A 25,808-nucleotide genomic window follows, 5' to 3' on the forward strand; every position below is an offset into this window, starting at 1 on the left:
CCGGGCTTAGTTAAAGGTTTCCGGGTCCGGCCCCAGACGATTGCCGCTGTCCAGCTTCGCAATATCACTCACTTCATGCTTATCCAGACGGAAGTCGAACACCTTAAAGTTCTCTTCGATACGGGCTGGGGTCACAGATTTCGGGATCACCACCAGGCCACTGTCCAGATGCCAGCGGATGACGATCTGGGCCGGGGTCTTGCCATACTTCTTCGCCAGCGACTTGATGATCTCCTGATCGAACACCCCTTTGCCGCCCTGCGCCAGCGGACTCCAGGATTCGGTCTGAATCTGGTGCATCGCGTTCCAGGCGTGAAGGGTGCGCTGCTGCAGCATCGGGTGCAGCTCAATCTGATTGACCACCGGGGTGACACCGGTTTCATCCATCAGTCGCTTCAGATGCGCTTCATGGAAGTTGCAGACGCCGATACTTTTCGTCAGTCCCTGCTGCTGCAGCTCAATCATCTTCTTCCAGGCATCCACATAGTGATCTTTTTCCGGGCAGGGCCAGTGCATCAGGTAGAGATCGACCTGATCCAGCTGCAGTTTCTGCAGGCTGGTTTCCATCGCCTGCTGAACGTTCTGCTGATCGTCATTCCACAGTTTGGTGGTGACAAAAATCTCTTCACGCGGCACGTCGGTTTCCTGCAGTGCCTGACCAATCGCCTCTTCATTTTTGTAGGCCGCGGCGGTGTCGATTGAGCGATAGCCGACTTCCAGCGCTTTCAGCACCGCATGACGCGCATCTTCAATGCTGGCCTGCCACACGCCGAGTCCCAGTTGCGGCATCATATTGCCATCGCGCAGTTTAATAATGGGCTGGTCTGCCATAGTTGCTCCTTTCCGTTGCGGTTAACCCGTGAGATTTCACTGTGCTTAAGTCTAGCCAACAATTTTCAGCCTGCTCAGTGAAGCGCTCCGCCCGCGTTCTGAAGCCCTGCCTGATTCGGTAAAATTCTTGCCTGATTCTCCAGCCCGCTGGTGATTTGCACATCCGCGCGGCACACTGGATTTTTACCCGTAAAGGAGTCGCTATGGCGCACGATGCACTGTGTCACCGGCTGGCACAGCAGGTAGTTAACTTAATGACTCAGGGTCGCGACCGGCTCTGTCAGGTCGAAAATGTGTCGCTGATCTACGCAAATCAGTATCGTCCCCGGACGCCGATGATGTATCAGCCCGGCATTGTCATTTTGTTTCAGGGCAGCAAAACCGGCTACCTTGGCAGCACCGTCTTTCAGTATGACGCCAGCAAATATCTGATGCTCACCGTGCCGCTGCCGGCGGAGTGCGAAACCTGGGCGTCGCCGGAAACCCCGATTGCCGGGCTGTGTCTCAATGTGGACACCGCCAGCCTGCAGGATCTGCTGATCGAAATCGGCGATGACGACCAGTTTCAGCCGCAGCCGCTGACCTCCGGTATTCACTCGGCGTGGCTGACGCAGCCGATGCTCTGTGCCGCCGAACGCCTGCTTGATGTGATGACTCAGCCGCGCGAAGCGCGGGTGCTGGGACCGCACATTGTGCGGGAGATTATCTATTACGTGCTGACCGGCCCGATTGGCGGCGCGCTGCTCTCACTGGTGAGCCGGCAGACCCAGTTCAGCCAGATCGCGCGTGCGCTGCGCCGGATTGAGAATCACTATGCGGATAACCTCAGCGTCGATGCACTGGCGGCAGAAGTGAACATGAGCGTTTCCGCTTTTCACCATAACTTTAAAGCGGTCACCCAGACGTCGCCGTTGCAGTACCTTAAGCGCTATCGTCTGCATCAGGCGCGGCTGCTGATGTTGCACGATGGGCTGAAAGCGAGCGCGGCGGCGGTGCGGGTTGGCTATGAAAGCCCTTCACAGTTTTCGCGGGAGTTTAAGCGCTACTTTGGCGTAACGCCGGGGGAAGAGGTGAGTCGGGTCAGGCAGACGGTCGCGGATCCGTCCGCCTGAGAGGCGGCAGATCCTGGCACCGCGTGCTGCGATCAGGCCTGTTTCTGTCGACGTTTTTTCCAGATCACCAGAATGCTGCCAAACAGGCCGACCACCAGCAACACCATCGGCAGCACCATCAGGATCGCCATCACCTGATCTTCATGACGCTTGATAAACGGCACCTGGCTGATGCCATAGCCAAAGGCGACCACAATGCCGACCCACAGCACGCCGCTGAGCCAGTTAAAGAGCTGGAAGCGACTGTTCTGCAGGCCCGCAATTCCGGCCATGGTGGGCAGAATGGTGCGGATAAACGCGAGAAAGCGGCCGACCAGCAGCGCCATCAGGCCGTGACGGTTAAACATATTCCAGGCACGCTGATGATACTGCGCGGGCAGATGCATCAGCCAGCTCTTCACCAGGCGGGTATTGCCCAGCCAGCGCCCCTGCAGATAACTCAGCCAGCAGCCGAGGCTGGCGGCGGTCGTGAGGATCACCATCGTGGGGACAAAATCCATGACCCCTTTGGCCACCATCGCACCCGCCAGTAACAGCAGGCTGTCGCCCGGCAGGAAGGAGGCAGGTAACAGACCATTTTCCAGAAACAGCGTCAGAAACATCACGCCATATACCACCCATACCACATCCGGATTTGCCAGCGCGGCAAAATCCTGATGCCAGAGCGCCTGGACAATCTCGTGTAAAACACCCATTAGCGATTCCATCACGTCACAAGGAACTATTCGTCTGCATTCCGCGCGCGCAGTGACTGCACTGACACGCTGAACGATACGGGATAAATGTTAACAACAAATCCGTCATAGCCCGGCAAACTCACTGGTCAGCCGCGACCCGGTTTATCTTCTGTTTACTTTTTTCTTTGCTCAGCGCGTCAGACGCGCAAAACCGGCTTCCAGATCGGCGACCAGGTCATCCACATGCTCCAGACCGATGTGCAGCCTGACCAGCGTACCGGTGAAATCCACGCCGCCCGCCGGACGAATCGCGGCCAGTTCCTCAGGCTGATTGGCCAGGATCAGCGATTCATAGCCGCCCCAGGAGTAAGCCATGCTGAAATGATGGAAGTGATCGAGATATTCCGCCAGCTGCGGGGCGCTCAATTTTTCCTGCAGAATGAATGAGAAGAGGCCGCTGCTGCCGTTAAAGTCGCGCTGCCAGAACGTATGGCCTTTGCTCTGCGCCAGTGCAGGATGGTTGACGCGGGCCACCTCGGGCCGTGCTGCCAGCCACTCCGCGACCTGCAGGGCGCTCTCTTCATGCTGACGCAGACGGGTGCCCAGAGTGCGCAGGCCGCGGCTCGCCATATAGGCGGTATCGGCATCGACCATCTGGCCCATCAGATAGGAGTTTTCGCGCAGCTGATCGATGCAGCGCGCATTGGCGACCGCCGTGCCGATCATCGCATCGCTGTGTCCAATCAGATATTTGGTCCCAGCCTGAATCGAGATATCGACGCCGTGCGCCAGCGCATCAAACAGGATACCGGCTGCCCAGGTGTTATCGAGCATGATGATCGCCTCGGGCGCGATGGCGCGCACCGCCGCCACAATCGCCGGAATATCCTGCACTTCCATGGTAATTGAGGCGGGGGACTCCAGAAACACGACGCGGGTGTTGGGCTGGACCAGCGCACCGATTTCGCTGCCGATGCTGTGATCGAACCAGCTGGTCGAGACATTCATCTTCGCCAGAATTCTGGTGCAGAAATCCTGCGTCGGTTCATAGACCGCGCCGCTCATCAGGAGATGATCGCCCGCTTCGACGAAGGCCAGAATCGCATTCGCCACCGCTGCCGCACCGCAGGGGTAGAGCACGCAGCCCGCGCCGCCTTCCAGCTCCGTCATCGCATCCTGCAGCGCGAAGTGCGTCAGGGTGCCACGACGGCCATAAAAGAGTTCACCTTTTGCCCGTCCTGCGGTCGCGCGTTTTTTTTCCGCGACCGTATCAAAAACCAGCGAGGAAGCGCGCTGAATCACGCTGTTCACCGAACCCTGGGTATAACGCTTGCTGCGTCCTGCACTGACGAGCGTGGTATCAATTTTTCTGGTGGTCATGAGTCGCCCTTGCCGCTTCTGACTAAGCTCTCACGTTACCACGAAACGGCCAGCAGGGTTGAGACTCAATGGCGATTATCAGAACAGAGAGCAGGATAAAAAGCGGGTTGAAAGCCGCGCGGGTTACGGCAAAGCGGGCGGTCAGAGTTTGTAAATAGTAATGAGAACTACTATCAATTCGCCATTATTTTGCTATTATTCGCGCTTGTCCCGCATCCCTGTATATGAAGTTGGAGAAGCAGCGTGGTAGCCAGTGATTTGATGCAAACGGACCTCTCCGTTTGGGGCATGTATCAGCATGCCGATATCGTGGTAAAGGTGGTCATGATTGGCCTGTTGTTGGCCTCCGTAGTGACCTGGGCGATATTCTTCGGCAAATATGCCGAACTCAGCGCCGCGAAGCGCCGCCTGAAGCGCGAGCAGCTGGCGCTGGGCGAAGCGCGCAGTCTGAATGACGCCGCCCGCATTGCCCAGTCGTTTACCGATCACAGTCACAGCGTCGTACTGCTGAACGATGCGCAGAATGAACTGACGCTGTCGGCGGGTGTGGAAGATACCAACGGCATTAAAGATCGCACCAGCTTCCGCCTGGAGCGCCGCGTTGCTGCGTTCAGCCGCCACGCCGGACGCGGAAATGGCTTCCTCGCGACCATCGGCTCTGTCGCGCCCTTTATCGGTCTGTTCGGCACCGTCTGGGGCATCATGAACAGCTTTATCGGTATCGCCAAAACCCAGACCACCAATCTGGCGGTGGTGGCACCGGGTATCGCCGAAGCGCTGCTGGCGACCGCGATTGGCCTGGTCGCGGCGATCCCGGCGGTGGTGATCTACAACGTCTTTGCCCGCATGATCGCCAACTACAAAGCCTCGCTGGGTGATGTCGCTGCGCAGGTGATGCTGCTGCAGAGCCGTGACATCGACCTGGGCACCGTGGCCACTGAGGTTCCGCGTCCTGCAGCGGCTCAGAAACTGCGCTTAGGGTAAGTTCTTATGGCAATGCGATTAAACGACGATCTGCAAACCGATGGTGAAATGCATGAGATCAACGTGACGCCGTTTATCGACGTCATGCTGGTGCTGCTGATCATCTTTATGGTGGCCGCGCCACTGGCCACGGTCGACGTGCGCGTCAATCTGCCCGCCTCTACCAGCGCGCCGCAGCCGCGTCCGGAAAAACCGGTTTACCTGTCGATCAAAGCGGATAAGCAGCTTTACGTCGGTAACGACGCGGTGACGCCGGACTCACTGGTGAATGTGTTGACCAGCCAGACCCAGGGCAACAAAGAGACCACCATTTTCTTCCAGGCCGACAAGTCGGTTGATTATGAAACGCTGATGAGCGTGATGGATAAGCTGCGCACGGCGGGCTACCTGAAAATTGGTCTGATGGGTATGGAAACCGTGAAGAAATAGCGGGTTATCCGGCACGACAAAGAGGCGACTGAGGCAGTCGCCTTTTTTTATGGCCCTCTGCTGACCAGATGATATCTGGCCGATCCGCCGTGACACCGATCACTTATGCTGGCTGGCCTGTATTGTTAATTTGTTGTTACTTATGTACATAGAATTGTAAAGTGCAATGGTGAGCCAGGTCACATTATTCTCGCGGCAGGCAGGCTAAAACGGCTAAAAAACAACAGGAAGCCGTTATGAGTCACGCCCCGTCTTTACAAAAGCCCCCGAAAAGCGCCGCCCGAACCATCTTCAACGTCACCAGTGGTAACTTCCTGGAGATGTACGATTTCATGGTCTTTGGCTACTACGCCACGGCCATTGCTAAAACCTTCTTCCCCGGCGATGACCCGTTCGCTTCCCTGATGCTGACCCTGATGACCTTTGGCGCAGGCTTTCTGATGCGCCCGCTGGGGGCGATTATTCTGGGCGCGTACATCGACCATCATGGTCGCCGCAAAGGCCTGCTGCTGACGCTGGGCCTGATGGCGATTGGCACCCTGACTATCGCGCTGGTGCCGGGTTACGCCACGCTGGGCGCTGCGGCGCCGATTCTGATCCTGCTGGGACGTCTGCTGCAGGGCTTCTCCGCGGGCGTTGAGCTGGGGGGCGTGTCGGTCTACCTGGCCGAAGTGGCGCCGAAAGGGCGCAAAGGCTTTTTCGTCAGCTGGCAGTCGGGCAGTCAGCAGATTGCGGTGATCTTCGCCGCCCTGCTGGGTCTGATGCTGAACCATCTGCTGGCGAAAGAGGCGGTGACGGAGTGGGGCTGGCGTATCCCGTTTGTAGTGGGCTGTCTGATTGTGCCGTTCCTGTTTTATATCCGCCGCACGCTGGAAGAGACTGAAGCGTTCAGCAAACGCAAGCATCATCCGCGCATGACGGAGATCATGCGCTCGGTCGCCAGCAACTGGGCGCTGGTGCTGGCGGGGATGCTGATGGTGGTCACTACCACGGTGATGTTCTACATGATCACCGCCTTTACCCCGACCTTTGGCAAAACCGTGCTGATGATGAGTGATAAGCAGGCGTTCATGGTGACGCTCTGCGTCGGCGTCTCCAATCTCTTCTGGCTGCCGCTGATGGGCGCGCTGTCGGACCGCATCGGGCGTCGTCCGCTGCTGATCGCCTGTACCCTGCTGATGATTGTCACCACCTGGCCGGTGCTGCACTGGCTGGTCGGTTCAGCCAGCTTCGCCCATCTGCTGGAAGCCGAGCTGTGGCTGTCGTTTCTCTATGCCAGCTACAACGGGGCGATGGTGGTCTATCTGGCAGAGATCATGCCTGCTGAGGTGCGCGCGGCCGGTTTCTCCATGGCGTACAGCCTGGCGACGGCGCTGTTTGGCGGCTTTACCCCTGCCATCTCCAGCTACCTGATCCACGCCACCGGCGACAAGGCGATGCCGGGCGTCTGGCTGACCTTTGCGGCCATCTGCGGGCTGATCGGCACCCTGCTGATTGGCCGGATGGTGAAGCAGTATCAGCTGCGCCACAGCGGTACGCCGGTCAGCGCCTCGCTCTAAAAGGCTAAATCGACCACCACGCTGTCGCTGTAGTTTCCGGCGGGCGGCGTGGCCTGCGTCGTCAGGATGCGCGCGGTGTAGTTAAAGCCGCGCGTCAGTCCATCCGCAGAGACTGCGGTCGAGGTCGTGCTGCTCCAGCGCTCCGTCCCTGAGGGTCCCCAGCGATTGCTGGTCGTGCCTTTGTAGATCTCATAGCTCAGACGATTCGTTCCGCTCGCCATATTCCTCACGCTGCTCACCGGATAGCTGCCGTTACTCAGGCCGACCGTATAGGTGCTGCCTTTGCTGCACAGCACATTGATGGTCTGCGACACCGCAGAGAAGCTGCCGACCAGCGGCGCGCTGCCGAAGCTGATGTTGGGCGAGGTAATGGTGGTGCAGTCATTGGTGAGCGTAGCGGTCACGGTTATCGGGATCACGCCACTGCCGTTCTGTTCGCTTAAGCAGACGTTTCCCACGCTGACACTGGTACAGACGCGATACGTCACGGCCATGTTCAGCGTCACCTGATAGGTGCCGGCGGCCACCACCTGACCGGGAACGGTGCGCAGGTAAACCGGGATAGCGAAGTTGAGGCTGCCCAGTAACCCCGCCAGATTGACCAGCGTCTGTGACCCATAGACGTAGGCCGCGCCGCCAATCGTCAGTTCACTGGCGCAGGCGCTGTCGGTGCAGAGCCGCACCGGCACATTATCGCTGCCGGTGTCACCGCTACGTTTCAGGGTGCCGCGCGTGCCGCTGACATTCGTCGCGCCGGTCAGCTGAAACGTAATCTGGTTATTACCCAGCAGCGAGAGCGCGCTGCCCGAGCCACAGTTGACGTTGGCGTTGGTGGTGGTGGCATTCACAGTGGTATTCGCCACAAATGTCGTGAGGGAGCCGAAGCTGGCGGTGGAGGCGGGAAGGGTACAGGCAGCATAACCCAGCGACGGCAGACAGAGCAGCAGGCCCGCAGGGATCAGCCATTTCAGCACAATTTTTATCATGGTCGCGCTCCGGAAGAGAAAGTATCAGCGGGCGTGGCGGCGCTGCCCGCGGCCGGTGCAGGCAGCGGACAGGTCAGCGGGCCATAGGTTTTCAGCGCCCGCGGCTGACCGCTGGCGATGTGCAGTTCGGTTTCACAGCGGCGGCCGTCGGGTGTGACTACCGCGATCGGATTGCTGACCGTCAGCGCCTCCATCCAGACAATCCCATCCCAGCCCACATACTCCGTGGGATGATCGGGCCGCACGACCTGGCTTGAGACCGGCAGTGGCTGGCCCTGCGCATCGACCAGAATCACGCTGGCCGATCGCAGCCTCTCTACCGGGAAGTTGAGCAGATAGCCACTCTGACGCCGGACGGCAACGCGCTGCTCAACCTGCGGCGTGGTCATATCGGCGGGCAGATCCAGGGTGTCGATATCATATTTAGCCGGGTAGTAGCTGCTGATGGTGGGCACCAGCAGATAGCCCTGCGGGTTGGTTCGTCCCATCGACTGATTCTCGTAGCGGACGTTGACGTCGGGGTAGCGGGTTTTCACCAGCACAAAGGCGTCGTTGATGGCGTTGGCGGCAAAGACGCTGTTGTCCATCAGCACCAGCGCGCCGGAGAGATCGGCCCACTGCGTGAGGTTGTCGTCGTCGCCATAAAAGCCTCCCGAGGCGTCAACCTGGTTGTTGCGGTAGCGCAGGCTGCCCTGACGGTAATCGCCGCTGTCACCGCTCTGATTCGCCCAGGAGGCATCCCAGGCGAATCCGCCGTCGCTGGGCATGGCGCGTGAGGCGTAGACGCGCTGGCTGTTGCGGCCGCGCCGGTCGCGTTCGGTGCTGATTGCGGCACTGCCCTGTTCGCCAAAGGGGATCACCAGCGAGATGGCGCCGGTCCAGCTCTTCTCCTGCTGATCGCGGCTGGCGGAGACGTAGAGGCTGCTGTTGCCCCACAGGTTTTTACTCCAGGAGAGATTCCACAGGCGGGTGCGGTCGCCCTGACCGTCGGTAATATCGATAAAGGCGGCGCCGACGCTGCCAAAACGGTTCAGTGAGACGCTGGCGCTGTACTGCGCACTGCGGCGCGACAGCGCGAAGCGGCTATCTGCCTGACTTCCGGCACGGCTGCCGACCAGCGCCAGGTTGCCAAAGTCGCGGCTGCGCCGGGTCTGCTGCGTGCCGAAATTGAACCAGCGGTTGTTGTACTGATAACCCCAGCTGTACTGCCCGCCGCGCTCGCCATCCAGCTGACTCTGCGCCACCGCGCCGTTTACCACCCCCCAGCTGCCGACGCGCAGCTGGCCGCCCAGCCCGCCCATTGCCAGGTTTTCGCTGCCCTCGGCCTGGCTCTCCAGCGTCAGCCAGTCGGTCATGCCATAACGATACGCGCCGCTGGCAGCGGCCTGTCCGTAATCGAAATTTTTAATGCCGTAGTTCTCGCGGATCGCCCCGGCGGAAAAGGCGTAATCCGACAGTCCCGCTTTCAGCAGGTTACTGGAGACGTAAAAGGGCATGGTCGTGGTGACGCGTCGGCCTGTTGCATCGGTGGTGGTGATCACTGCATCACCCGCGCCGTTGACGAACGGGACATTGGTCAGCGACCAGGGGCCAGGCTGCACGTTCGCCTGGCTGGAGCGATAGCCATTAATAAACAGATCCACAGTGGAGGGGACGGCGGCCTGGCCGGAAAAGGCGGGCAGCGGGTAGGTGACCAGATCGGGCCGGATGCTGAAGTCGCGACCGATGCGGATGCCGCCGAGCCGCACGCTGCTGCCCCAGGCGAGCGAGTCGCTGACCAGATCCCCGACCCGCCAGCTCACAGCAGTATTTTCATCTTCGTTGCTCCACCAGGTGTCGTAGCGGATGTAGCCATTATCCTGATAAGAGGAACTGCCTTCCAGCTGCTGCTGCCAGACGCCGTTGCTGGAGAGGTGCCCGGCCTCCCCGAACAGCCGCAGCTCATTCCAGGCGGAGAGGCGGGTGCCGCTGTTGTCGGTGCGGCTGGCGTAAAGATCGTAGTTAAGCAGCGCGCCGCTGCTGGTCCGTCCCGGATAGCGCGGCCCGTTTTTCGCCTCGCCGATCACCTGGCCGGGCAGCCACTCTGGCGGCACGGTCAGCAGCAGCCGCTGCCGCGCAGCATCATAGTCCACCCTGACCAGAGGCAGGCTGCTGACATCGACCTGCGGCTGCTGGCCCAGCTTTTCCCGCGGCAGACCGGCACGCTGCAGATCGCCGCTGCGCAGCCAGAAGTGACCGTCGCGCTGCTCTGCCGGTACGATATTGCCCTCTGCCTGCTGATTCACCACCAGCTCCAGCATATATTGCTGGCCGCTGTCGCGGGACTGCAGGCTCGGCGGCGGTGGCAGGGAGGAGTAAGTCTCCGCCAGCACGCTATCCGGCGAGCAGGCGTAGCAGAGGCTGGCAACCGCCAGCGCACAGGGATGAAGCGGGTAGCGTTTCATTCAGCACTTACTTCTGAGCCGCGCTGCGCCACGGGCGCTTGTTGACCTCAGCGCTCAGCTCGCCGCTGACCGGGGAGGTGAGCGGCCAGCGATGCATGCTGTCCGCCAGCACATAGCCATACAATCCTTCCCCCAGCTGGCGACCGCCAATCGTGACATTGCTCAGCCGGGCGTGGCCGCTGCCGCTGTTAGTCAGCTGAAGCCAGCGCTTGCCGCCGTCGCTGACCTGCTGCCAGCGCAGCACCGGCCGGGCGCTGTCGGTGTTCAGCCCGGTGCCATAGACAAACAACGGCACGGAATAGCGCATCTGAAACGTCAGCCCGGCCTGATTCTCACCGGGATTGCGCGGCGCCGGGATCTCATCCAGCACCACCCGATAGGCCAGCTCTTTACCGGCCGCAGGCGGCGTCTGTTTAATCAGCCTGACCAGCTGCTTCTGGCCCGGCTCCATCCGCACCATCGGCGGGCTGGCCACCACCTGCTGCTGAGTCTGATACTGCTCCTGGCCGCTGACCTGCTGCCAGCTGAAGACGCGGATCTGCATCAGCGTGGTGCTGTTACCGCGATTTTCCAGCCAGAGTTCGCTGGCTTTCTCGTCAGGATTAATGGCGGGATCGATGGGCCAGATCATCACCGAGTTAGCGGCGAAGGCCGGAGAGAGCAGGGTGGGGCTCAGCAGCAGCAGAGCGCACAGTGACTTCATGATCATATCCTTGTTTTTTATCGCCTCACCAGCTCAGGGTGACGGTCAGCGTGTCGGTATAAACGCCGGCGCGCGCGGTGCCGGGAAGTTGCAGCTGGCCATAAATCGGCAGCGTAATGTTACCGGCATTGCTGTAGCTCAGCGGCACGGCCTGGTTGATCGGGATCACCGTGGTGCGGCTGGCATTGCTAAAGAGCATATAGGGAACGGTATTGCTGAAATTGGGCAGCTTCAGGTTGCGGGTGGTGGTGTAGTTGTTGCCCTGATTGATGCTCATGCTCAGCGTAGTGCCGGGTGTGCAGGCGAGATTGATGGTCGTGCTCTGCAGAAAGCTGGCGTTGACGGTCGCTGTCGCCACGCCAGACTGCGTGCCGAAATTGAGCGTGCCGAAAACGCCGGTATTAGTACCGGATATCACGCAGCCTGCCACAATCGATGCGGAGACCTGAAAGGTGCTGGTGGGCAGCCCCCAGGCGCTGACGCTCCCTGTCAGCAGAGGCAAAGCACGTGCGATCATCAGGCAGGATCGCCAGAGAACCACCCTCATTGACCTGCGGCTGCAGTTAATAGTTCACGGCGACGTTAATGGTATCGGTGTAGGTTCCGGCCGGAATCAGCGGGTTAAAGCCGCCGCCGACCACCCGGCCATAGATGGCGTAGTTGGTGCCCAGCGTCGGATCGTTGGTGCCGCTGGCGGCAATCGGCGTATTGTTGGCGATCGCGGTAGTGAAGGAGGCATCGCTGTAGAGGGTATAGGCGATGCCCTGCGCATTGTCCGATCCCAGCAGCAAATAGCGCGGTGACGCAGAGGCGGTGCCATAGATGGTTGCTGGCGCCGCGTTGCTGCTGGTCACCACCACGTTATAGTCCTGACCGGTGGTGCAGCGCACGTAGATGCCGTTACCGGCGGCGCCCACCAGGGTGGCGTTCAGCGTATCAAAGGTGGCGGCGCTGCTACCAAAGTTCAGCGTACCGAAGTTAACGCCTGCCGTGGCGGACTGACCGTTGACCAGGCAACCGGTGGTCAGCGTGAGGGTGGCATTGATGGTCCCGGAGGTGGTTGCCGCCTGGGTTAAGGTCGGAAGTGACAGCGTTAAGCCCGCAGCAGCACACAGAAAAAGCTTGAGTTTCATAATATTTCCTTACGGATTATCAGGAGTCAGTGCTTTTTCACCTGGTATTAATTAACGATTCGGCCCAAAAATAAAAAATAAATAAAGCAGTGCCCGCAACGGGACTGTCTTAAGAAAAATCTCAGACTTAAGGGTGCTGATTTATATCAGTTTTACTTACTATAGAACAGTTAACGCGTCTGGCGAAGTGCTCCTGATTATTTTTCACTAATCTAATGGTCACTTCAGCCGATAACCCAGTAATAGCAAGGTGTGTAAGCGTAACGGGAAAGCAGAAATCCCTGCTTTTTTCCTCGCGTACAGGCTTTCCGCTTCGGTAATATGTTGCTGTATCAATCAGACATAATAACGATTTACCGGCTCGCTTAGCGGATGCGGGAACAGGATGCTGCGCATCGTTCTCCTGCGCTGGCGGGCGGGTTTTGCCGGAAATAATTCCTGGCGAAATACCGGCATTAAATAACTTTTACCCCCGCGGGGGTTTTCAGATGACTTATCAGACTTTACACAGCACCCGTTCAGCACGGGTGGTGAGGAGTGGCACATGCTGCAGATCACCTGGGATAACGTCCTGATCGGCATTTCGCTGATCGTGGCGTTTGTTGCCTCTTTTACAGCCCTGGATACCGCCGGACGGGTGGCGGTCTCCCAGGGCTGGCCTGCCCGATTCTGGCTGCTGGTCGGCGGCACCGCCATGGGAATTGGCATCTGGGCCATGCACTTTATCGGCATGCTGGCGATGATGATGCCGATGACGATGCGCTATGACGTGCCGCTGACGGCAGGCTCGCTGCTGGTGGCGATTCTGGCCGCCATGCTGGCTTTCGGACAGACGGTGGGAGGCGTACATCTCACCCGTTTCCGGCTGCTGCGCGGCAGTCTGATCCTGGGCGCGGGGGTGGTGGTCATGCACTATCTCGGCATGTCTGCGCTGCTGATTGAACCGGGACCTGACTGGAATCCTCTGCTGGTCGCCCTCTCTGTGCTGATCGCCTTTGTGGCCTCTGCGCTGGCGTTGTGGCTGGCGTTTCATCTGCGCCAGGGGGAGCAGCATCTGCTGCTGATGCGCAGTCTGGCTTCCCTGGTGATGGGGATCGCCATCGCCGGTATGCACTACGTGGGCATGGCCGCCGCACGGTTCAGCCCGAGCAGCACCATGCAGCCGCATGGCCTCAGCAATCCGGGGCTGGCGGTATGGGTAACGCTGATTACCCTGCTTATTCTGAGCGTCACGCTGCTGAGTTCCATGCTGGATGCTCAGCTGCGCGCGGCACGGCTGGCGGCGCGGCTCAATCGCGCCAACCAGGAGCTGCGCCAGCTGGCGATGCACGACAACCTGACCGCGCTGCCGAACCGGGTCATGCTGGAGCAGCAGCTCGATCTGGCGATTAAGCAGGCGATGCTGCAGGAGAGCCGCTTTGCCGTGTTCTATATGGATCTGGATGGCTTCAAAGCGGTGAATGACACCTGGGGACATCACGTCGGTGACCGCCTGCTGGTCGCAGTCGCGGAGCGGCTGCGCAGCCAGCTCACGACCACGATGCTGCTGGTGCGTCTGGGCGGCGATGAGTTTGTGCTGATGGCAGAGGCGCTGGATATCACGCCGGCCCGTCAGCTGGCGCAAAAGCTGGTTAAGGTGATCAGCACCCCCTTTGAACTTGACCGCTATGTGCTGCACGTATCACTCAGCGCCGGCATTGCAATCTTTCCGCTGCACGGGCGAAACCGGCATGAGCTGCTGTTCAATGCGGATGCGGCGATGTATCACACCAAACACAACGGGCGCAATGGCTGGTGTCTGTTTGAACCGGCGATGAGCGATGCGACCCAGCATCAGCTGGAGCTGGCGAACGATCTGTGGGAGGCGATAGAGCGCCAGCAGATGCGCCTGTTCTATCAGCCCAAATTCAGTTCCGGCGGCACCCTGTTACTGGGATTCGAGGCGCTGCTGCGCTGGCAGCATCCGCTGCGCGGGTTACTGACGCCGGAGCTGTTTCTGCCGCGTGCCGAAAAGACCGGCCAGATCGTCGCGCTTGGCAACTGGGTGATCGAGGAGACCTGCCGCCAGCTGAGAAGCTGGCACAATCAGGGCCACAGTGACTGGACGGTGTCGGTGAACCTCTCCGCCCTGCAGTTTCATCAGCGCGATCTGCTGACCACGCTGACCCGGACGCTGGCGCACTTCCAGCTGCCAGCCAGCGCGCTGATGCTGGAGATCACCGAAACGATAGCCATGCGTGACCCGCTGTTCAGCCAGCAGCGCATCCGCGAACTGCAGCAGGCGGGTATCAGCGTCGCCATTGATAATTTTGGCATCGGCTATGCCAACCTGCTGCATCTCAAAGATCTGGATGCCTGCGAACTCAAAATCGACCGCAGCTTTATCAACTGCCTGCGGCCCGGCAGTGAAGATGCAACGGTGGTCAGCGCCATGCTGACGCTGGCGCAGAGTCTCAACCTGCGGATGGTGGCGGAAGGGGTGGAAACCGAAGAGCAGCAGCATTTACTCACCAGCTTAGGCTTTGATGCCCTGCAGGGGTATCTGCTGGGTAAACCGACCCCGGCGGATCGGGTTGACGCGTTCCGTTTCGCCTCACGGCGGCAGCCGGTGGCGTCACTCTCCGGCTGAGTGTCACGATAGTTTTCAGCAATCAGAGTAAGTGAAAGCACGCAGCCTGCGCGGCTCATTAACCGCCGGGCGGTGCCGATAACAAAAAGAACACTCTCCTCTGTCTAACCACAAGCACGGCTTTTTGCGGGAATGCACTATGTTAGCGACCTCATACGACTCTTTTATTGTTATCGTCTCGATTCTGGTCGCGATGCTGGCTTCGTTTACCGCGCTGGATATGGCAGGGCGGGTGGTGCATTCGACCGGCAAAGTCGCGCTGGTCTGGCTGTTCGGCGGCGGTTTTTCCATGGGGATCGGCATCTGGGCGATGCACTTTATCGGCATGCTGTCGATGAATATGGATATGGTGATGAGCTACAACGCCTCACTGACTGCGCTCTCTGCCGCCATCGCGGTGTGTGCGTCGATATTTGCGCTGTGGCTGGTCTGCCATAGCGATCTGCCCTGGCCGCGGCTGGCGGGCGGCGCGCTGATCCTCGGCAGCGGCGTGGTGGCGATGCACTACACCGGCATGGCGGCCCTGATGTTCTCGCCCGGTATCGTCTGGCAGTGGGGCTGGGTGGGACTGTCGGTAATCATCGCCCTGGCGGCCTCTGGCGCGGCGCTGTGGCTCGCCTTTAACCTGCGCGAGGGGCAGACCAGCCGGGTCACGCTGCTGCGGATTGGCGCCGCAGTGGTGATGGGGTTTGCCATTGCGGGCATGCACTACACCGGCATGATGGCCGCCGAATTTCCCGCGCACAGTCATTCGGTGGGGCAGGGCGTCAACAGCAACTGGCTGGCGATTCTGGTCACCGTGGTCACCCTCTCTATCCTGGGGATTACCCTTCTGGTCTCCATGCTGGATGCGCGGATGCAGGCGCGCACCTCGATTCTCGCCAGCTCTCTGGCGGAGGCGAATCGCGAGCTGGCCCAGCTGGCGCTGCACGATAACCTGACGCGGCTGCCAAACCGCATCCTGCTGGAAGATCGGCTGGAGCAGGCGATCAACAAAGCGAACCGTGAACAGACGCAGTTCGCCCTGATGTTTATGGATCTGGATGGCTTCAAGGCGGTTAACGACGCCTTTGGTCACCATATTGGTGACAGTCTGCTGGTTGGCGTAACCGAGAGAATGAGTCAGCAGATGACCGGCTACTACACGCTGGCGCGGCTTGGCGGCGATGAGTTCGTGCTGCTGGTGGAGATTGACGATCCCAATGATGCCGCGGCCGTCGCCGATAAGCTGGTCAAAGCGGTGGATCGTCCGTTTGATATCTCCCGCTATGAACTGGTGGTTTCCCTGAGTCTCGGCATTGCCGTCTATCCCGGCGACGGGGTGGATGAGCGGGAGCTGATGTTCAATGCGGATGCGGCGATGTACCACACCAAAAATAATGGCCGCAACGGCTATACCTTCTTTCAGCCCTCCATGAATATTCAGGCACAGAGTCAGCTGCAGCTGAATAACGATCTCTGGCAGGCGCTGGATAATGATGAGCTGCGCCTCTTCTACCAGCCAAAATTCTGCGCCCCGCGTGGTCCGATCCTGGGTTTTGAGGCGCTACTGCGCTGGCAGCATCCGCAGCACGGCCTGCTGTCGCCCGACAAATTTCTGCCGATGGCGGAAAAGACCGGGATGATTGTCAATATCGGCAACTGGGTGATTCAGGAAGCCTGCCGCCAGCTGCGCCAGTGGCATCTGCAGGGGCACCCGCACTGGTCGGTGGCGGTTAACCTCTCGGCGTTGCAGTTTGAGCAGTCGAATCTGGTGGAGACGGTGGTTGAGGCGCTGGCAAAACATCAGATTCCGGCCGAGCTGCTGACCCTGGAGGTGACAGAAACCACCGCGATGCGCGACCCCGATGAGAGCGTGCGTATCCTGACCGAGCTGACCCGGCTGGGCGTGAAAGCCTCGATTGATGATTTCGGCACCGGCTACTCGAGCCTGCTCTATCTGAAGCGATTACCGGCCAGCGAACTGAAGATCGACCGGGCCTTTGTGAACGAGCTGCAGCATCAGAAAGAGGATGCCACCATCGTGTCGGCCATCGTGGCGCTGGCGCAGTCGCTGCAACTCAAAGTGGTGGCTGAAGGGGTAGAAACTGCCGAACAGCAGGCGTTTCTGACCAGCCTGGGCTGCAATACGCTGCAGGGCTATCTGCTGGGCAAGCCGGTTCCGCCGGAGCGGGTGCCGGAGCTGACCGACTTTGTCGCGGCAGAAACTGAAGAAACGGTGGCCAGCACGGGCCTGATTGCGGATGTCGATCGGCCGCTGACGCCCGAGGTGGCAGCGGTCTGACGCGCGCGTCGGGGTTGAAAAAGCGTCCCGTGCGCGTTGCATCAGTGCAATGGGGCTGTAGAAGCGGTTCATGCCGCCTGTCATTGGCCGCCGCGCGTGGTAAAGTCACTCGGTCAGACAAGGAGAGATGAGCCGTGGCGAAATACCAGCGATTGATGGATGAGATTCAGCAGCAGATAGAAGCCGGCATCTGGCTGCCGGGCACACGCTTACCCTCATTGCGCCAGCAGGTGGCGCAGCAGGGCGTCAGCCTGATGACGGTGCTGCACGCCTATGAGCTGCTGGAGAGCCAGGGCTGGATCGTCTCCCGTCCCCAGTCGGGATACTACGTCGCGCCCCGCGCGCTGGCACCCGCGCCCATGAGCGTGGCGATCAGCGAGCAGGTGGATATCAACGACTTTGTATTTGATGTGCTGCAGGCAACGCGCGATCCGGCGATTGTGCCGTTTGGCTCCGCCTTTCCCGACCCCGCGCTGTTTCCGCAGCGTCAGCTGATGCGCTCGCTGGCGAATGTCTCCCATCACCTCACGCCAACCGATGCGCTGCATAACCTGCCGCCCGGTAACGCCACGCTGCGACAGCTGCTGGCGCAACGCTATGCGCGTCAGGGCATCACGCTGTCACCGGATGAAATTGTCATCACCAGCGGGGCGCTGGAGGCGCTGAATCTCAGCCTGCAATCCCTTACCGAGCCGGGCGATTACGTGGTGATTGAGCATCCCGGTTTTTATGGCGCGCTGCAGGCGATTGAGCGGCTCAAGCTGAAAGCGCTGGCGATCCCGGTGGATGCAAAACAGGGCATCGATCTTGTCCAGCTGGAGGAGGCGCTGCAGCGCTGGCCGGTAAAAGCCTGCTGGCTGATGACCACCCTGCAGAACCCGCTCAGCGTCACCCTGACCCCGGAACGCAAACAGCAACTGGTGGCGCTGCTGGCGCGCTATCAGGTGCCGATGATTGAAGATGATGTCTATGCCGAACTCTGGACAGGCGATGTCGCGCCGCTGCCGGCCAAAGCCTGGGATCGTCAGGGCAACGTGCTGCACTGTGGGTCATTTTCAAAATCGCTGGTGGCGGGATTTCGCGTTGGCTGGGTGGCGGCGGGACAGCATGCGCAGCGCATTCAGCGGCTGCAACTGATGAGCACGCTCTCGACCAGCGCGCCCATGCAGCTGGCGCTGGCGGATTTTCTGGCGACACGGCGTTATGACACCCACCTGAAGCGCCTGCGGCAGATCCTGGCGAAGCGACAGCAGATGGTGCGCCAGGCGCTCCTGAAGGTGCTGCCACCCCAGGCCACACTCAGCGAGGCGCTCGGCGGTTATTTTCTCTGGGTGACGCTGCCGGAGCGGATCAATACCACCCGGCTTTATCAGCGCGCGCTGGCACAGGGGATCAGTATTGCACCGGGACAGTTATTTTCGGCAGGCGAGCAGTTCAGTCACTGCTTCAGGCTGAATACCGCCTGGCCGTGGGACAGCCGGGCCGAGGCGGCAATCGAAACGCTGGGTCGGTTAATGGCGGAAAGCGGGGCAGATTAAACCCGCGCCGCTTCCTGATGGCCCCAGGTCAGGTAGTAGACATCATAAAAATCGACTTCGCCTTTTTGCGACAGCAGACGCTGGATGCCGCTCTTCACCCGTTCCGGCGTCTCAGGCAGCGACAGAATCCGCGAAACGGCCTGCTCGCGCACCGGCTGAACGTAATACCATTCACCGTTGTAGCAGACGCGCAGATCGAGTGCGTCGATATCCTCAAAGCGATATTTCGGGTTGATGTCCATCAGCATCAGCAGGCTCATCACCAGGACAAAGATGGTCGCAAACCAGAAGGCGGGCCAGCCGAGCATCTCGGTAGTGAAAATCAGCGCAACGCACAGGCCATAGCACAGGTACATCACCGCCCAGAGGCCGGGATGGTTTTTCAGAAACGAGAGGCTGAAGCGCGGCAAATTGTCGCGACGTTCTTCGCGGTTAAGCGTGGCGATCTCGTCAATCAGGATTTGTTTAATAGCGTCCATTGGTTACCTCTCTGTGATCTGCTAGCGATTAGAACAGATAACAGTCAAGGATATCAGAAACAGATCTGTGCGATTTTTATATAACAGTTGAACCGTGACCAGAGTCCTGCTCCGGGCGGCCTGACATTTTGCAACATTTTACCGTAGTCAGAACCGCTTCCCGTGGTGGTGCAGGGCGGGTAACACCCTGTAGTTAACGCCGCATTTGGCTTTAGTCAGCAATATCAGTCAATTATCTCAATTCTGTCGCCTGGCGCACATTGCATTATGGCGCAGGTTTGCCACACTGATAAAAAAGCGGAGAACCTGCATGCGTACCCCATCCTCCAGTCTGTTATTGATGATGTCTTTTGCCGCTGGCACCTTTTCGGCCGGGGCGTCTGACAATCCTCAGCACCTGATGCTCGCCATTCCGTCGGGCGGCGTGCCGAATAACCCGTTACCTCTGATTATCTGGCCACGCGTGGTGCCGGAAGAGGAGGAGATCGCCGCATGGTTTGAGAAAACCTTCGAAGAAAACGGCTGGCCACCCGCCTGGCGCTATCCGATTTTTCCTTACACCCACTACCACCCCAACACCCATGAGCTGCTGGGTGTGGCTGAAGGCTGGGCGGAAGTGCTGTTTGGCGGTGACAGTGGCCGGATGGTGACGCTGCGCGCCGGCGATGCGGTGCTGATCCCGGCAGGCGTCGGCCACCGGCAGGTCAGCGCCAGTGAAGACTTTATGGTTGTCGGAGCCTATCCGCGTGGCATGTCGCCCGAGACACTGCGCGATGAGCCAGCGAAACTGAAAATGGCGCAGGAGCAGGTGAAAAAAGTGCCTCTGCCGACCCAGGATCCCTTCACCGGTAAAGAGGGCGCACTGACAGAAATCTGGCAGCCGATTGCCGCCATGCAGCCGCAGCCATAAGGGAAGGTGCTTCAGACACGCTGCTGAATAACGATGCGCGAGCCCGTCTCGCGCTTTTCCCCTCTCTTCCCGGAATCCCGCTCTGCGCCTTAGGCGCGCGCGCTCGCCCCGATCGCGACACCATTGAACATTTGCTCACCGCTGCCGATAACTCCCCTGTTAAGATTAGTTATTCTTCTTAATACACTTGTCTTCACAGCCCATTTCCGCTGTAGTCTCCGCAGATGTATTAAGAACATTCCTAAGCCATGACCAGGCTACCGAGCAGCAGGCAAATAACAATGGATAATAACTCTGATGTCATCTATCGCATGCTGGTACAAAGCGTGATCGACTACGCGATCGCCATGCTCAAACCGGACGGAACCGTCGCCAGCTGGAATGAAGGCGGGCTGAACGTTCTGGGTTACAGGCCAGAAGAAATTATGGGTCAGCATGCCGCCGTGTTTTACAACGAAGAGGATCGTCGTCGCGGTCTGCCGCAGCGGGAACTCGATATTGCCGCCACCGTGGGACGTTATGATTACGAAGGCTGGCGCTGCCGTAAAGATGGCAGCACCTTCTGGGCGCATGTGGTGATCTATCCCATCCGCAATGATGTGGCGCAGCTGGTGGGCTTCGCTGTGGTCTGCCGCGACTGTACCCGGCAGCAGGAGCAGCAGCGCAAAGAGCGGGAACAGGAGGCGCGCTTCCGTCTGCTGGTGGAGGGCGTCACCGATTACGCCATCTATATGCTGGATATCGACGGCAACGTCGTGAACTGGAACGCCGGCGCCCAGCGCGCCAAAGGCTATGTAGCCGAAGAGATTGTCGGCCAGCATTTTTCCCGTTTCTACAGCGCGCAGGATCGTCTGAATCACGTTCCCAGCCAGAACCTGCAGATCGCCTATCGCACCGGCCGGTTTGAAGATGAGGGCTGGCGCTACCGCAAAGATGGCAGCGCCTTCTGGGCGCACGTGGTGATCGACACGATCCGTGACGATCAGGGTAAGCTGCTGGGTTACGCGAAGATCACCCGCGACTGTACCGAACAGCAGCGCGTACGCAATGAGCAGCGCGAGCAGGAGCGACGCTTCCGGCTGCTGGTGGAGGGCGTCACGGATTACGCCATCTATATGCTGGATATCGACGGCGTGGTGGTGAACTGGAACGCCGGTGCCGAGCGCGCCAAAGGTTACCGGGCTGAAGAGGTCGTGGGTCAGCACTTCTCGCTGTTTTACAGCGCTCAGGAGCGGCTGAACAGAACGCCGGAAGCTAACCTCGGCATTGCGCTGAAGACCGGTCGCTTCGAAGATGAGGGGTGGCGCTACCGCAAAGATGGCAGCGCCTTCTGGGCGCACGTGGTGATCGACGCGATTCACGACGATGACGGCAAGCTGATCGGCTTCGCCAAGATCACCCGCGACCGGACGGAACGCCGTGAGCAGGAGCAGCAGGTGCTGCGCGCCCGCGATCTGGCGGAAGCCCAGAGTACCCAGAAAACGGCGCTCTCCCGCTTTCTGGATAACATCATCGCCAACATCCCCTCCTGCGTGATTGTCGAAGATGCCATTACCCGCGAGATTCTGCTGGTCAACGACCGTACCCAGCAGCTGTTTGGCCTGTCGAAATCGCTGATCGTCAACAAACGGCCGCATGAATGCATGTCGCCTGAGTTAAGCGACTATTTCAACAATCTGGCGGATGTGGCGCTGCGCAGCGAGGGGATGCATGAGCGTGAACAGCTGCTGATGACCGCCAGCGGTGAGCGCATCCTGCACACCCGCGCCACCGCGATTAATGGTCAGGATGCACGGCGTAACTATCTGATGCTGCTGGTGGAAGATGTGACCGACCAGCGCGCCGCGGATGCCCGCATTCACCACATGGCGCATCATGACAACCTCACCAGCCTGCCGAACCGTATCCTGTTCCGCCAGCGCCTGAGCGAAGCGCTGCGCAACGCCGGTCAGACGCCGCGTCAGACCGCCGCGCTCTGCCTGGATCTGGACAATTTCAAGAATGTGAACGATGCGCTGGGCCACCAGATTGGCGATGAGCTGCTGCGCAGTGTGGCGAAGCGGCTGCGCAACGTGCTGCGCGATCAGGATACCCTGGCGCGTATCGGCGGCGATGAGTTCGCCATCGTGCTGCCGTCGGTTGCCAGCGGCGAAGAGGCGAGCGTGGTCGCGCAGCGGCTGATCGAGGCCATTCGTCCGCCGGTCAACATCGAAGGTCATAACCTCTCGGTCGGGCTCAGCGTCGGTATTGCGCTCAGCACCACCATCACCAACACGCCGGAACAGCTGCTGCGCTGTGCCGACATGGCGCTGTATGAGGCCAAACGCAACGGCCGTAACCGCTTTGAGCACTTCACGCTGGAGATGGACGACGTGGCACGCAGCCGCCGCCTGATTGAAAATGACCTGCGCGATGCGATCAGCGGCGGGCATCTGCGGCTCTACTACCAGCCCATCACCAATGGCGACCACCACACCATCATTGGCTATGAAGCGCTGATGCGCTGGCATCATCCCATCCGTGGCCTGATCATGCCCAACGACTTCATTCCGATTGCGGAAGAGACCGGCCTGATTCATATGCTGGGCGCATTTGCGCTCTATGAAGCCTGTCGTGAAGCGGCGAGCTGGGAAGGCAACCAGTCGGTGTCGGTTAACCTCTCACCGCTGCAGTTTAAAAACAGCTCGCTGGTGCCGGTGGTGGAGGGCGCACTGCAGGAGTCCGGGCTGGATCCGGCGCGGCTGGAGGTGGAGATCACCGAATCGGTGCTGCTGGATGATTCGCTGGGGAATATCCGTACCCTGCAGAATCTCAAGGCGCTGGGCGTGCAGATTGCGCTGGATGATTTTGGTACCGGCTATTCGTCGCTGAGCTATCTGCGATCCTTCCCGTTCGACAAAATCAAAATCGACAAATCCTTTATTAACGACATGGGGGACAGCCGTGAGGCGCTGGCGATTATCCGGGCCATTACCGGCATGAGTCGCAGTCTGGATATCCAGATCACCGCCGAGGGGGTGGAGAGCGATGAGCAGTTTATGAAGCTGCGCGATGAGGGCTGTACGCTGTTCCAGGGCTTCCTGTTCGGGCGTCCTCAGCCGTCGGAACTGCGGCTGAAAACGCTGGGTCAGTCGTAAAGACCATGCTGCTGAACCGGCGCATGGCTAAGGTTGTCGCGGATGCGGCGCACCGATTCGCGCACCACCAGCCGGCCATTCAGCAGCAGGGTGCCGGCCGGGGTGGCAGGATTGAGTCGCATCTCCTGCAGCACTTTCACGGCGGCGGCCCCCAGCTCATCACGCGGCACCTGCACTGAGGTCAGGGGAATATCGTGGATGGCGGCCAGGTTAAAGCCATCCATGCTCATGACCGAAATATCCTGCGGCACCCGCAGGCCCGCCTGCTCCAGCGCGCTGACCGCACCTGCGGCAATGTAATCACCGCTGGCCAGAATGGCGGTCGGACGCAGCACGTCCGGGCAGTGGCGCAGATATTCACCGAGCCGTTCCGCCGCTTCATTGCTGCTGAAGCTGTTCAGCGTCAGCAGATGCTGACGGCTGTCGAAGCGCAGATTCATCGCATGCCAGGCGTCACGCACGCCCTGCAGCCGCTGCTCCATGGTGTAGCGGCGCAGGCAGTGCAGCGACAGGATCTGCCGGTGCCCCTGCTCAAACAGGTAGCGGGCTGAAAACTCCCCAATCAGCTGATGATCCGGCGAAACCGAAGGCAGCCGCATACGGCGATCGCGGGCGTTAATCAGCACGCAGGGTTTGTTCATCTCCGCCGCCAACTGATGAATGTGCTCATCATCAATGCCGATCAGGATTGCCGCTTCGGTCTGCTGCATCTTGTCGATAAACAGCGCCGCGTCACTCTCCACCTCTTCCAGCGGAGAGAAGCGCAGCCGCACCTCGTGCGGCTCCACCGCCTGGCTGATCCCCTGAATCACTTTGTAGTAGAAGATGTCACTGCGCACGTCGAAGGCACGCGGCGGCGCGAAGACCATCAGATTATTCAGCAGCAGACGACCGCTGTGCAGGTTATCCAGCACACCCTGCTGCTGCGCCACGGCCAGCACCTTGTCGCGGGTGGCGGGGCGGGTATTGGCTTTGCCCGCCAGTATCCGTGACACCGTGCTGATCGAAACGCCGCTCAGCGCCGCAATTTCGCTTACTTTCAGCCTTTGTTTCATTCTGTGATCGCCTTCAAATCTGCCAGTGAAAAATTTTTCATAACCTGCTGAATCGCGTCAGATGGGCGTTTCAGTGTCATTTCCTGCCGGTAATCAGCCTGCCATGAAAAGATTTGCAAAAAAGAGGCTGTACCCACGTTTCGCACTTTTCTAAGTTCGCTAAAAGGACACGCGGTACGCCAGCAGGCGGTGTGATTTATCAATGGAAATCAGGAGTGGCACTATGAGCCTCGAATCGACAACCAAACCCGTCAGTGCTTCACGCACGGTGCGCGTGATTAAAAATTTACGCTGGTGGATGCTGGGGATGTTCCTGCTGGGTGTGACCGTTAACTACATCACCCGCAACTCGCTCGGCATTCTGGCACCGGAACTCAAAACCAGCCTCAACATGAGTACCGAACAATACTCCTGGGTGGTGGCGGCGTTCCAGCTGGCCTACACCCTGTTTCAGCCGGTCTGCGGCTGGCTGATCGATGTGATCGGCCTGAAGATGGGCTTCCTGATCTGTGCGCTGGTCTGGTCGGTCACCTGTCTGCTGCACGCGGGGGCCGGAAGCTGGCTGCATCTGGCGCTGCTGCGCTTTGTCATGGGGGCGTCTGAAGCGGCCGCCACGCCAGCCAACGCCAAAGCGATTGGTGACTGGTTCCCGAAAAAAGAGCGGCCGGTGGCAGCAGGCTGGGCGGGCGTCGGCTTCTCCATCGGGGCGATGCTGGCACCGCCCATCATCTACGTTTCCCACATCAACTTTGGCTGGCAGGGTGCCTTCCTGCTGACAGGCAGCCTGGGGCTGCTGTGGGTGCTCTTCTGGTGGTGGGGCTATCACGCTCCGCAGAGCCATCCGCGCCTTTCTGCAGAGGAGCGCGATTTTATCAATCAGGACAACGAAGCCATCGGCGAGAAGCTGCCGTTTTTCAAAGCGCTGAAAGTGATTGGTAAAGAGAAGAAGTTTTACGGTATTGCGATTCCGGCCTTTCTGGCTGAACCCGCCTGGGCGGTGCTGAGCTTCTGGGTGCCGCTCTACCTCGCCAATGAGCGCGGCATGGATCTGAAGCAGATCGTGATGTTTGCCTGGCTGCCGTTCCTCGCAGCTGACCTTGGCAGCGTCGCCAGCGGTTATCTCACCCGCATTTATGTGCGCTGGTTCGGTTTTACCCGCGTCAACTCGATTGTCGCCAGTTCGGTGACGGGCGCGCTGTTAATGGTTTCGCTGGCGCTGATGACGCTGGTGAAAGATCCCCTGCTGGCTATCGCGCTCATCTCCATCGGTGGCTTCGGGCATCAGGTCATCTCCTGCATGCTCAGTGCGCTGGTGGTAGAGCGTTTTGATCGCCGTCAGATGGCGACGGTCAACGGTATGCGCGGCTCCTGCGCCTGGATTGCCAGCTTTATCTTCTCGCTGATTATCGGCGTCACCGCCGACACCATCGGCTTTAATCCGCTGTTTGTGGCGATGGGCTTTTTTGACCTGATTGGTGCCGTTTTCCTGGTGATGCTGATCGCCGAACGACGCCAGCGCCCGGCTAACCCATAAGGAT

General features: G+C 59.7%; 20 protein-coding genes. 10 read left to right on the plus strand and 10 right to left on the minus strand.

Annotated features, from left to right (window positions below):
• Positions 1-6: 6 nt before the first annotated feature.
• Positions 7-831: a 2,5-didehydrogluconate reductase DkgA gene (dkgA, locus tag OJ965_RS05735; protein WP_140029533.1), complete on the minus strand. Its 825-nt coding sequence runs from the start codon at positions 829-831 to the stop codon at positions 7-9.
• A 203-nt stretch (positions 832-1,034) separates the two neighbouring features.
• Between dkgA and OJ965_RS05740 the strand changes: the two genes are divergently transcribed.
• Positions 1,035-1,943: an AraC family transcriptional regulator gene (locus OJ965_RS05740; RefSeq protein WP_265138223.1), complete on the plus strand. Its 909-nt coding sequence runs from the start codon at positions 1,035-1,037 to the stop codon at positions 1,941-1,943.
• 32 nt (positions 1,944-1,975) lie between these two features.
• Here the strand turns inward: OJ965_RS05740 and OJ965_RS05745 are convergent, their stop codons facing one another.
• Together OJ965_RS05745 and metC are read right to left on the minus strand one after the other, a co-directional pair.
• Positions 1,976-2,638, minus strand: coding sequence for a DedA family protein (locus tag OJ965_RS05745; protein WP_009087255.1), 663 nt, complete (start codon positions 2,636-2,638; stop codon positions 1,976-1,978).
• 171 nt (positions 2,639-2,809) lie between these two features.
• Positions 2,810-4,000, minus strand: coding sequence for a cystathionine beta-lyase (gene metC, locus OJ965_RS05750; protein WP_265138225.1), 1,191 nt, complete (start codon positions 3,998-4,000; stop codon positions 2,810-2,812).
• Positions 4,001-4,261: 261 nt separating this feature from the next.
• Between metC and exbB the strand changes: the two genes are divergently transcribed.
• From exbB to tcuC, 3 genes are all read left to right on the plus strand, one after another.
• Positions 4,262-4,984, plus strand: a complete 723-nt coding sequence (exbB, locus tag OJ965_RS05755) for a tol-pal system-associated acyl-CoA thioesterase (protein ID WP_009087251.1) — start codon at positions 4,262-4,264, stop codon at positions 4,982-4,984.
• 6 nt (positions 4,985-4,990) lie between these two features.
• Positions 4,991-5,413, plus strand: coding sequence for a TonB system transport protein ExbD (gene exbD / locus OJ965_RS05760; protein ID WP_009087249.1), 423 nt, complete (start codon positions 4,991-4,993; stop codon positions 5,411-5,413).
• Between the two features lie 236 nt (positions 5,414-5,649).
• Positions 5,650-6,972 carry an MFS transporter gene (gene tcuC / locus OJ965_RS05765; RefSeq protein ID WP_046102555.1) on the plus strand — a complete coding sequence of 441 codons (1,323 nt, stop codon included), beginning with the start codon at positions 5,650-5,652 and terminating at the stop codon, positions 6,970-6,972.
• Here the strand turns inward: tcuC and OJ965_RS05770 are convergent.
• From OJ965_RS05770 to OJ965_RS05790, 5 genes are read right to left on the minus strand one after another with little or no spacing between them, the layout of a single operon-like run.
• The gene (locus OJ965_RS05770) at positions 6,969-7,958 is read right to left on the minus strand and encodes a Csu type fimbrial protein (protein WP_265138227.1); all 990 of its coding nucleotides are present in this window, start codon (positions 7,956-7,958) and stop codon (positions 6,969-6,971) included. The two genes, tcuC and OJ965_RS05770, sit on opposite strands and share 4 nt — an antisense overlap.
• On the minus strand, positions 7,955-10,402 hold the full coding sequence (locus OJ965_RS05775) for a fimbria/pilus outer membrane usher protein (protein WP_265138229.1): 2,448 nt from the start codon (positions 10,400-10,402) through the stop codon (positions 7,955-7,957). Before OJ965_RS05775 ends, OJ965_RS05770 begins: the two co-directional genes overlap by 4 nt.
• Before the next feature lie 7 nt (positions 10,403-10,409).
• The gene (locus OJ965_RS05780) at positions 10,410-11,105 is read right to left on the minus strand and encodes a fimbrial biogenesis chaperone (protein ID WP_058956422.1); all 696 of its coding nucleotides are present in this window, start codon (positions 11,103-11,105) and stop codon (positions 10,410-10,412) included.
• Between the two features lie 25 nt (positions 11,106-11,130).
• Entirely contained in the window at positions 11,131-11,622 is a 492-nt protein-coding gene (locus OJ965_RS05785; RefSeq protein WP_265138233.1) for a Csu type fimbrial protein, read from the minus strand.
• A gap of 46 nt (positions 11,623-11,668) precedes the next feature.
• The gene (locus OJ965_RS05790; RefSeq protein ID WP_009087237.1) at positions 11,669-12,238 is read right to left on the minus strand and encodes a Csu type fimbrial protein; all 570 of its coding nucleotides are present in this window, start codon (positions 12,236-12,238) and stop codon (positions 11,669-11,671) included.
• Between the two features lie 544 nt (positions 12,239-12,782).
• Here OJ965_RS05790 and OJ965_RS05795 point away from each other — a divergent pair.
• From OJ965_RS05795 to OJ965_RS05805, 3 genes are all read left to right on the plus strand, one after another.
• Complete coding sequence (locus tag OJ965_RS05795) at positions 12,783-14,867, plus strand: putative bifunctional diguanylate cyclase/phosphodiesterase (RefSeq protein WP_265138236.1); 2,085 nt, start codon at positions 12,783-12,785, stop codon at positions 14,865-14,867.
• A 139-nt stretch (positions 14,868-15,006) separates the two neighbouring features.
• On the plus strand, positions 15,007-17,151 hold the full coding sequence (locus OJ965_RS05800; RefSeq protein ID WP_265138237.1) for a putative bifunctional diguanylate cyclase/phosphodiesterase: 2,145 nt from the start codon (positions 15,007-15,009) through the stop codon (positions 17,149-17,151).
• Positions 17,152-17,285: 134 nt separating this feature from the next.
• Positions 17,286-18,689: an aminotransferase-like domain-containing protein gene (locus tag OJ965_RS05805; RefSeq protein WP_009087230.1), complete on the plus strand. Its 1,404-nt coding sequence runs from the start codon at positions 17,286-17,288 to the stop codon at positions 18,687-18,689.
• On the opposite strand, the gene OJ965_RS05810 is transcribed toward OJ965_RS05805, so the two are convergent.
• Complete coding sequence (locus OJ965_RS05810) at positions 18,686-19,168, minus strand: YlaC family protein (RefSeq protein ID WP_009087228.1); 483 nt, start codon at positions 19,166-19,168, stop codon at positions 18,686-18,688. The genes OJ965_RS05805 and OJ965_RS05810 overlap by 4 nt on opposite strands.
• A gap of 310 nt (positions 19,169-19,478) precedes the next feature.
• On the opposite strand from OJ965_RS05810, the gene OJ965_RS05815 reads away from it, so the two are divergent.
• Both OJ965_RS05815 and OJ965_RS05820 read left to right on the plus strand, forming a co-directional pair.
• On the plus strand, positions 19,479-20,078 hold the full coding sequence (locus tag OJ965_RS05815) for a cupin domain-containing protein (protein ID WP_009087226.1): 600 nt from the start codon (positions 19,479-19,481) through the stop codon (positions 20,076-20,078).
• Between the two features lie 281 nt (positions 20,079-20,359).
• Positions 20,360-23,215: a bifunctional diguanylate cyclase/phosphodiesterase gene (locus OJ965_RS05820; protein WP_265138241.1), complete on the plus strand. Its 2,856-nt coding sequence runs from the start codon at positions 20,360-20,362 to the stop codon at positions 23,213-23,215.
• Here OJ965_RS05820 and OJ965_RS05825 read toward each other — a convergent pair.
• Positions 23,206-24,270 (minus strand): LacI family DNA-binding transcriptional regulator, encoded by a 1,065-nt coding sequence (locus OJ965_RS05825; protein WP_265138243.1) that lies wholly within the window; start codon positions 24,268-24,270, stop codon positions 23,206-23,208. The two genes, OJ965_RS05820 and OJ965_RS05825, sit on opposite strands and share 10 nt — an antisense overlap.
• Before the next feature lie 223 nt (positions 24,271-24,493).
• On the opposite strand from OJ965_RS05825, the gene OJ965_RS05830 reads away from it, so the two are divergent.
• Entirely contained in the window at positions 24,494-25,804 is a 1,311-nt protein-coding gene (locus OJ965_RS05830) for an MFS transporter (protein ID WP_009087221.1), read from the plus strand.
• Positions 25,805-25,808: the final 4 nt, after the last annotated feature.

This window comes from Pantoea anthophila (assembly GCF_026104315.1).
GTDB lineage: Bacteria > Pseudomonadota > Gammaproteobacteria > Enterobacterales > Enterobacteriaceae > Pantoea > Pantoea anthophila.

Bases quoted from the DNA above. Each gene is read 5' to 3' on its own strand.
- dkgA (WP_140029533.1), bottom strand. From the start codon at position 831: ATGGCAGACCAGCCCATTATTAAACTGCGCGATGGCAATATGATGCCG.
- OJ965_RS05820 (WP_265138241.1), top strand. From the start codon at position 20,360: ATGGATAATAACTCTGATGTCATCTATCGCATGCTGGTACAAAGCGTG.
- OJ965_RS05745 (WP_009087255.1), bottom strand. From the start codon at position 2,638: ATGGGTGTTTTACACGAGATTGTCCAGGCGCTCTGGCATCAGGATTTT.
- metC (WP_265138225.1), bottom strand. From the start codon at position 4,000: ATGACCACCAGAAAAATTGATACCACGCTCGTCAGTGCAGGACGCAGC.
- OJ965_RS05800 (WP_265138237.1), top strand. From the start codon at position 15,007: ATGTTAGCGACCTCATACGACTCTTTTATTGTTATCGTCTCGATTCTG.
- OJ965_RS05825 (WP_265138243.1), bottom strand. From the start codon at position 24,270: ATGAAACAAAGGCTGAAAGTAAGCGAAATTGCGGCGCTGAGCGGCGTT.
- OJ965_RS05795 (WP_265138236.1), top strand. From the start codon at position 12,783: ATGCTGCAGATCACCTGGGATAACGTCCTGATCGGCATTTCGCTGATC.
- OJ965_RS05785 (WP_265138233.1), bottom strand. From the start codon at position 11,622: ATGATCGCACGTGCTTTGCCTCTGCTGACAGGGAGCGTCAGCGCCTGG.
- tcuC (WP_046102555.1), top strand. From the start codon at position 5,650: ATGAGTCACGCCCCGTCTTTACAAAAGCCCCCGAAAAGCGCCGCCCGA.
- OJ965_RS05780 (WP_058956422.1), bottom strand. From the start codon at position 11,105: ATGAAGTCACTGTGCGCTCTGCTGCTGCTGAGCCCCACCCTGCTCTCT.
- OJ965_RS05830 (WP_009087221.1), top strand. From the start codon at position 24,494: ATGAGCCTCGAATCGACAACCAAACCCGTCAGTGCTTCACGCACGGTG.
- exbD (WP_009087249.1), top strand. From the start codon at position 4,991: ATGGCAATGCGATTAAACGACGATCTGCAAACCGATGGTGAAATGCAT.
- OJ965_RS05775 (WP_265138229.1), bottom strand. From the start codon at position 10,402: ATGAAACGCTACCCGCTTCATCCCTGTGCGCTGGCGGTTGCCAGCCTC.
- OJ965_RS05790 (WP_009087237.1), bottom strand. From the start codon at position 12,238: ATGAAACTCAAGCTTTTTCTGTGTGCTGCTGCGGGCTTAACGCTGTCA.
- OJ965_RS05815 (WP_009087226.1), top strand. From the start codon at position 19,479: ATGCGTACCCCATCCTCCAGTCTGTTATTGATGATGTCTTTTGCCGCT.
- OJ965_RS05770 (WP_265138227.1), bottom strand. From the start codon at position 7,958: ATGATAAAAATTGTGCTGAAATGGCTGATCCCTGCGGGCCTGCTGCTC.
- OJ965_RS05810 (WP_009087228.1), bottom strand. From the start codon at position 19,168: ATGGACGCTATTAAACAAATCCTGATTGACGAGATCGCCACGCTTAAC.
- exbB (WP_009087251.1), top strand. From the start codon at position 4,262: ATGCAAACGGACCTCTCCGTTTGGGGCATGTATCAGCATGCCGATATC.
- OJ965_RS05740 (WP_265138223.1), top strand. From the start codon at position 1,035: ATGGCGCACGATGCACTGTGTCACCGGCTGGCACAGCAGGTAGTTAAC.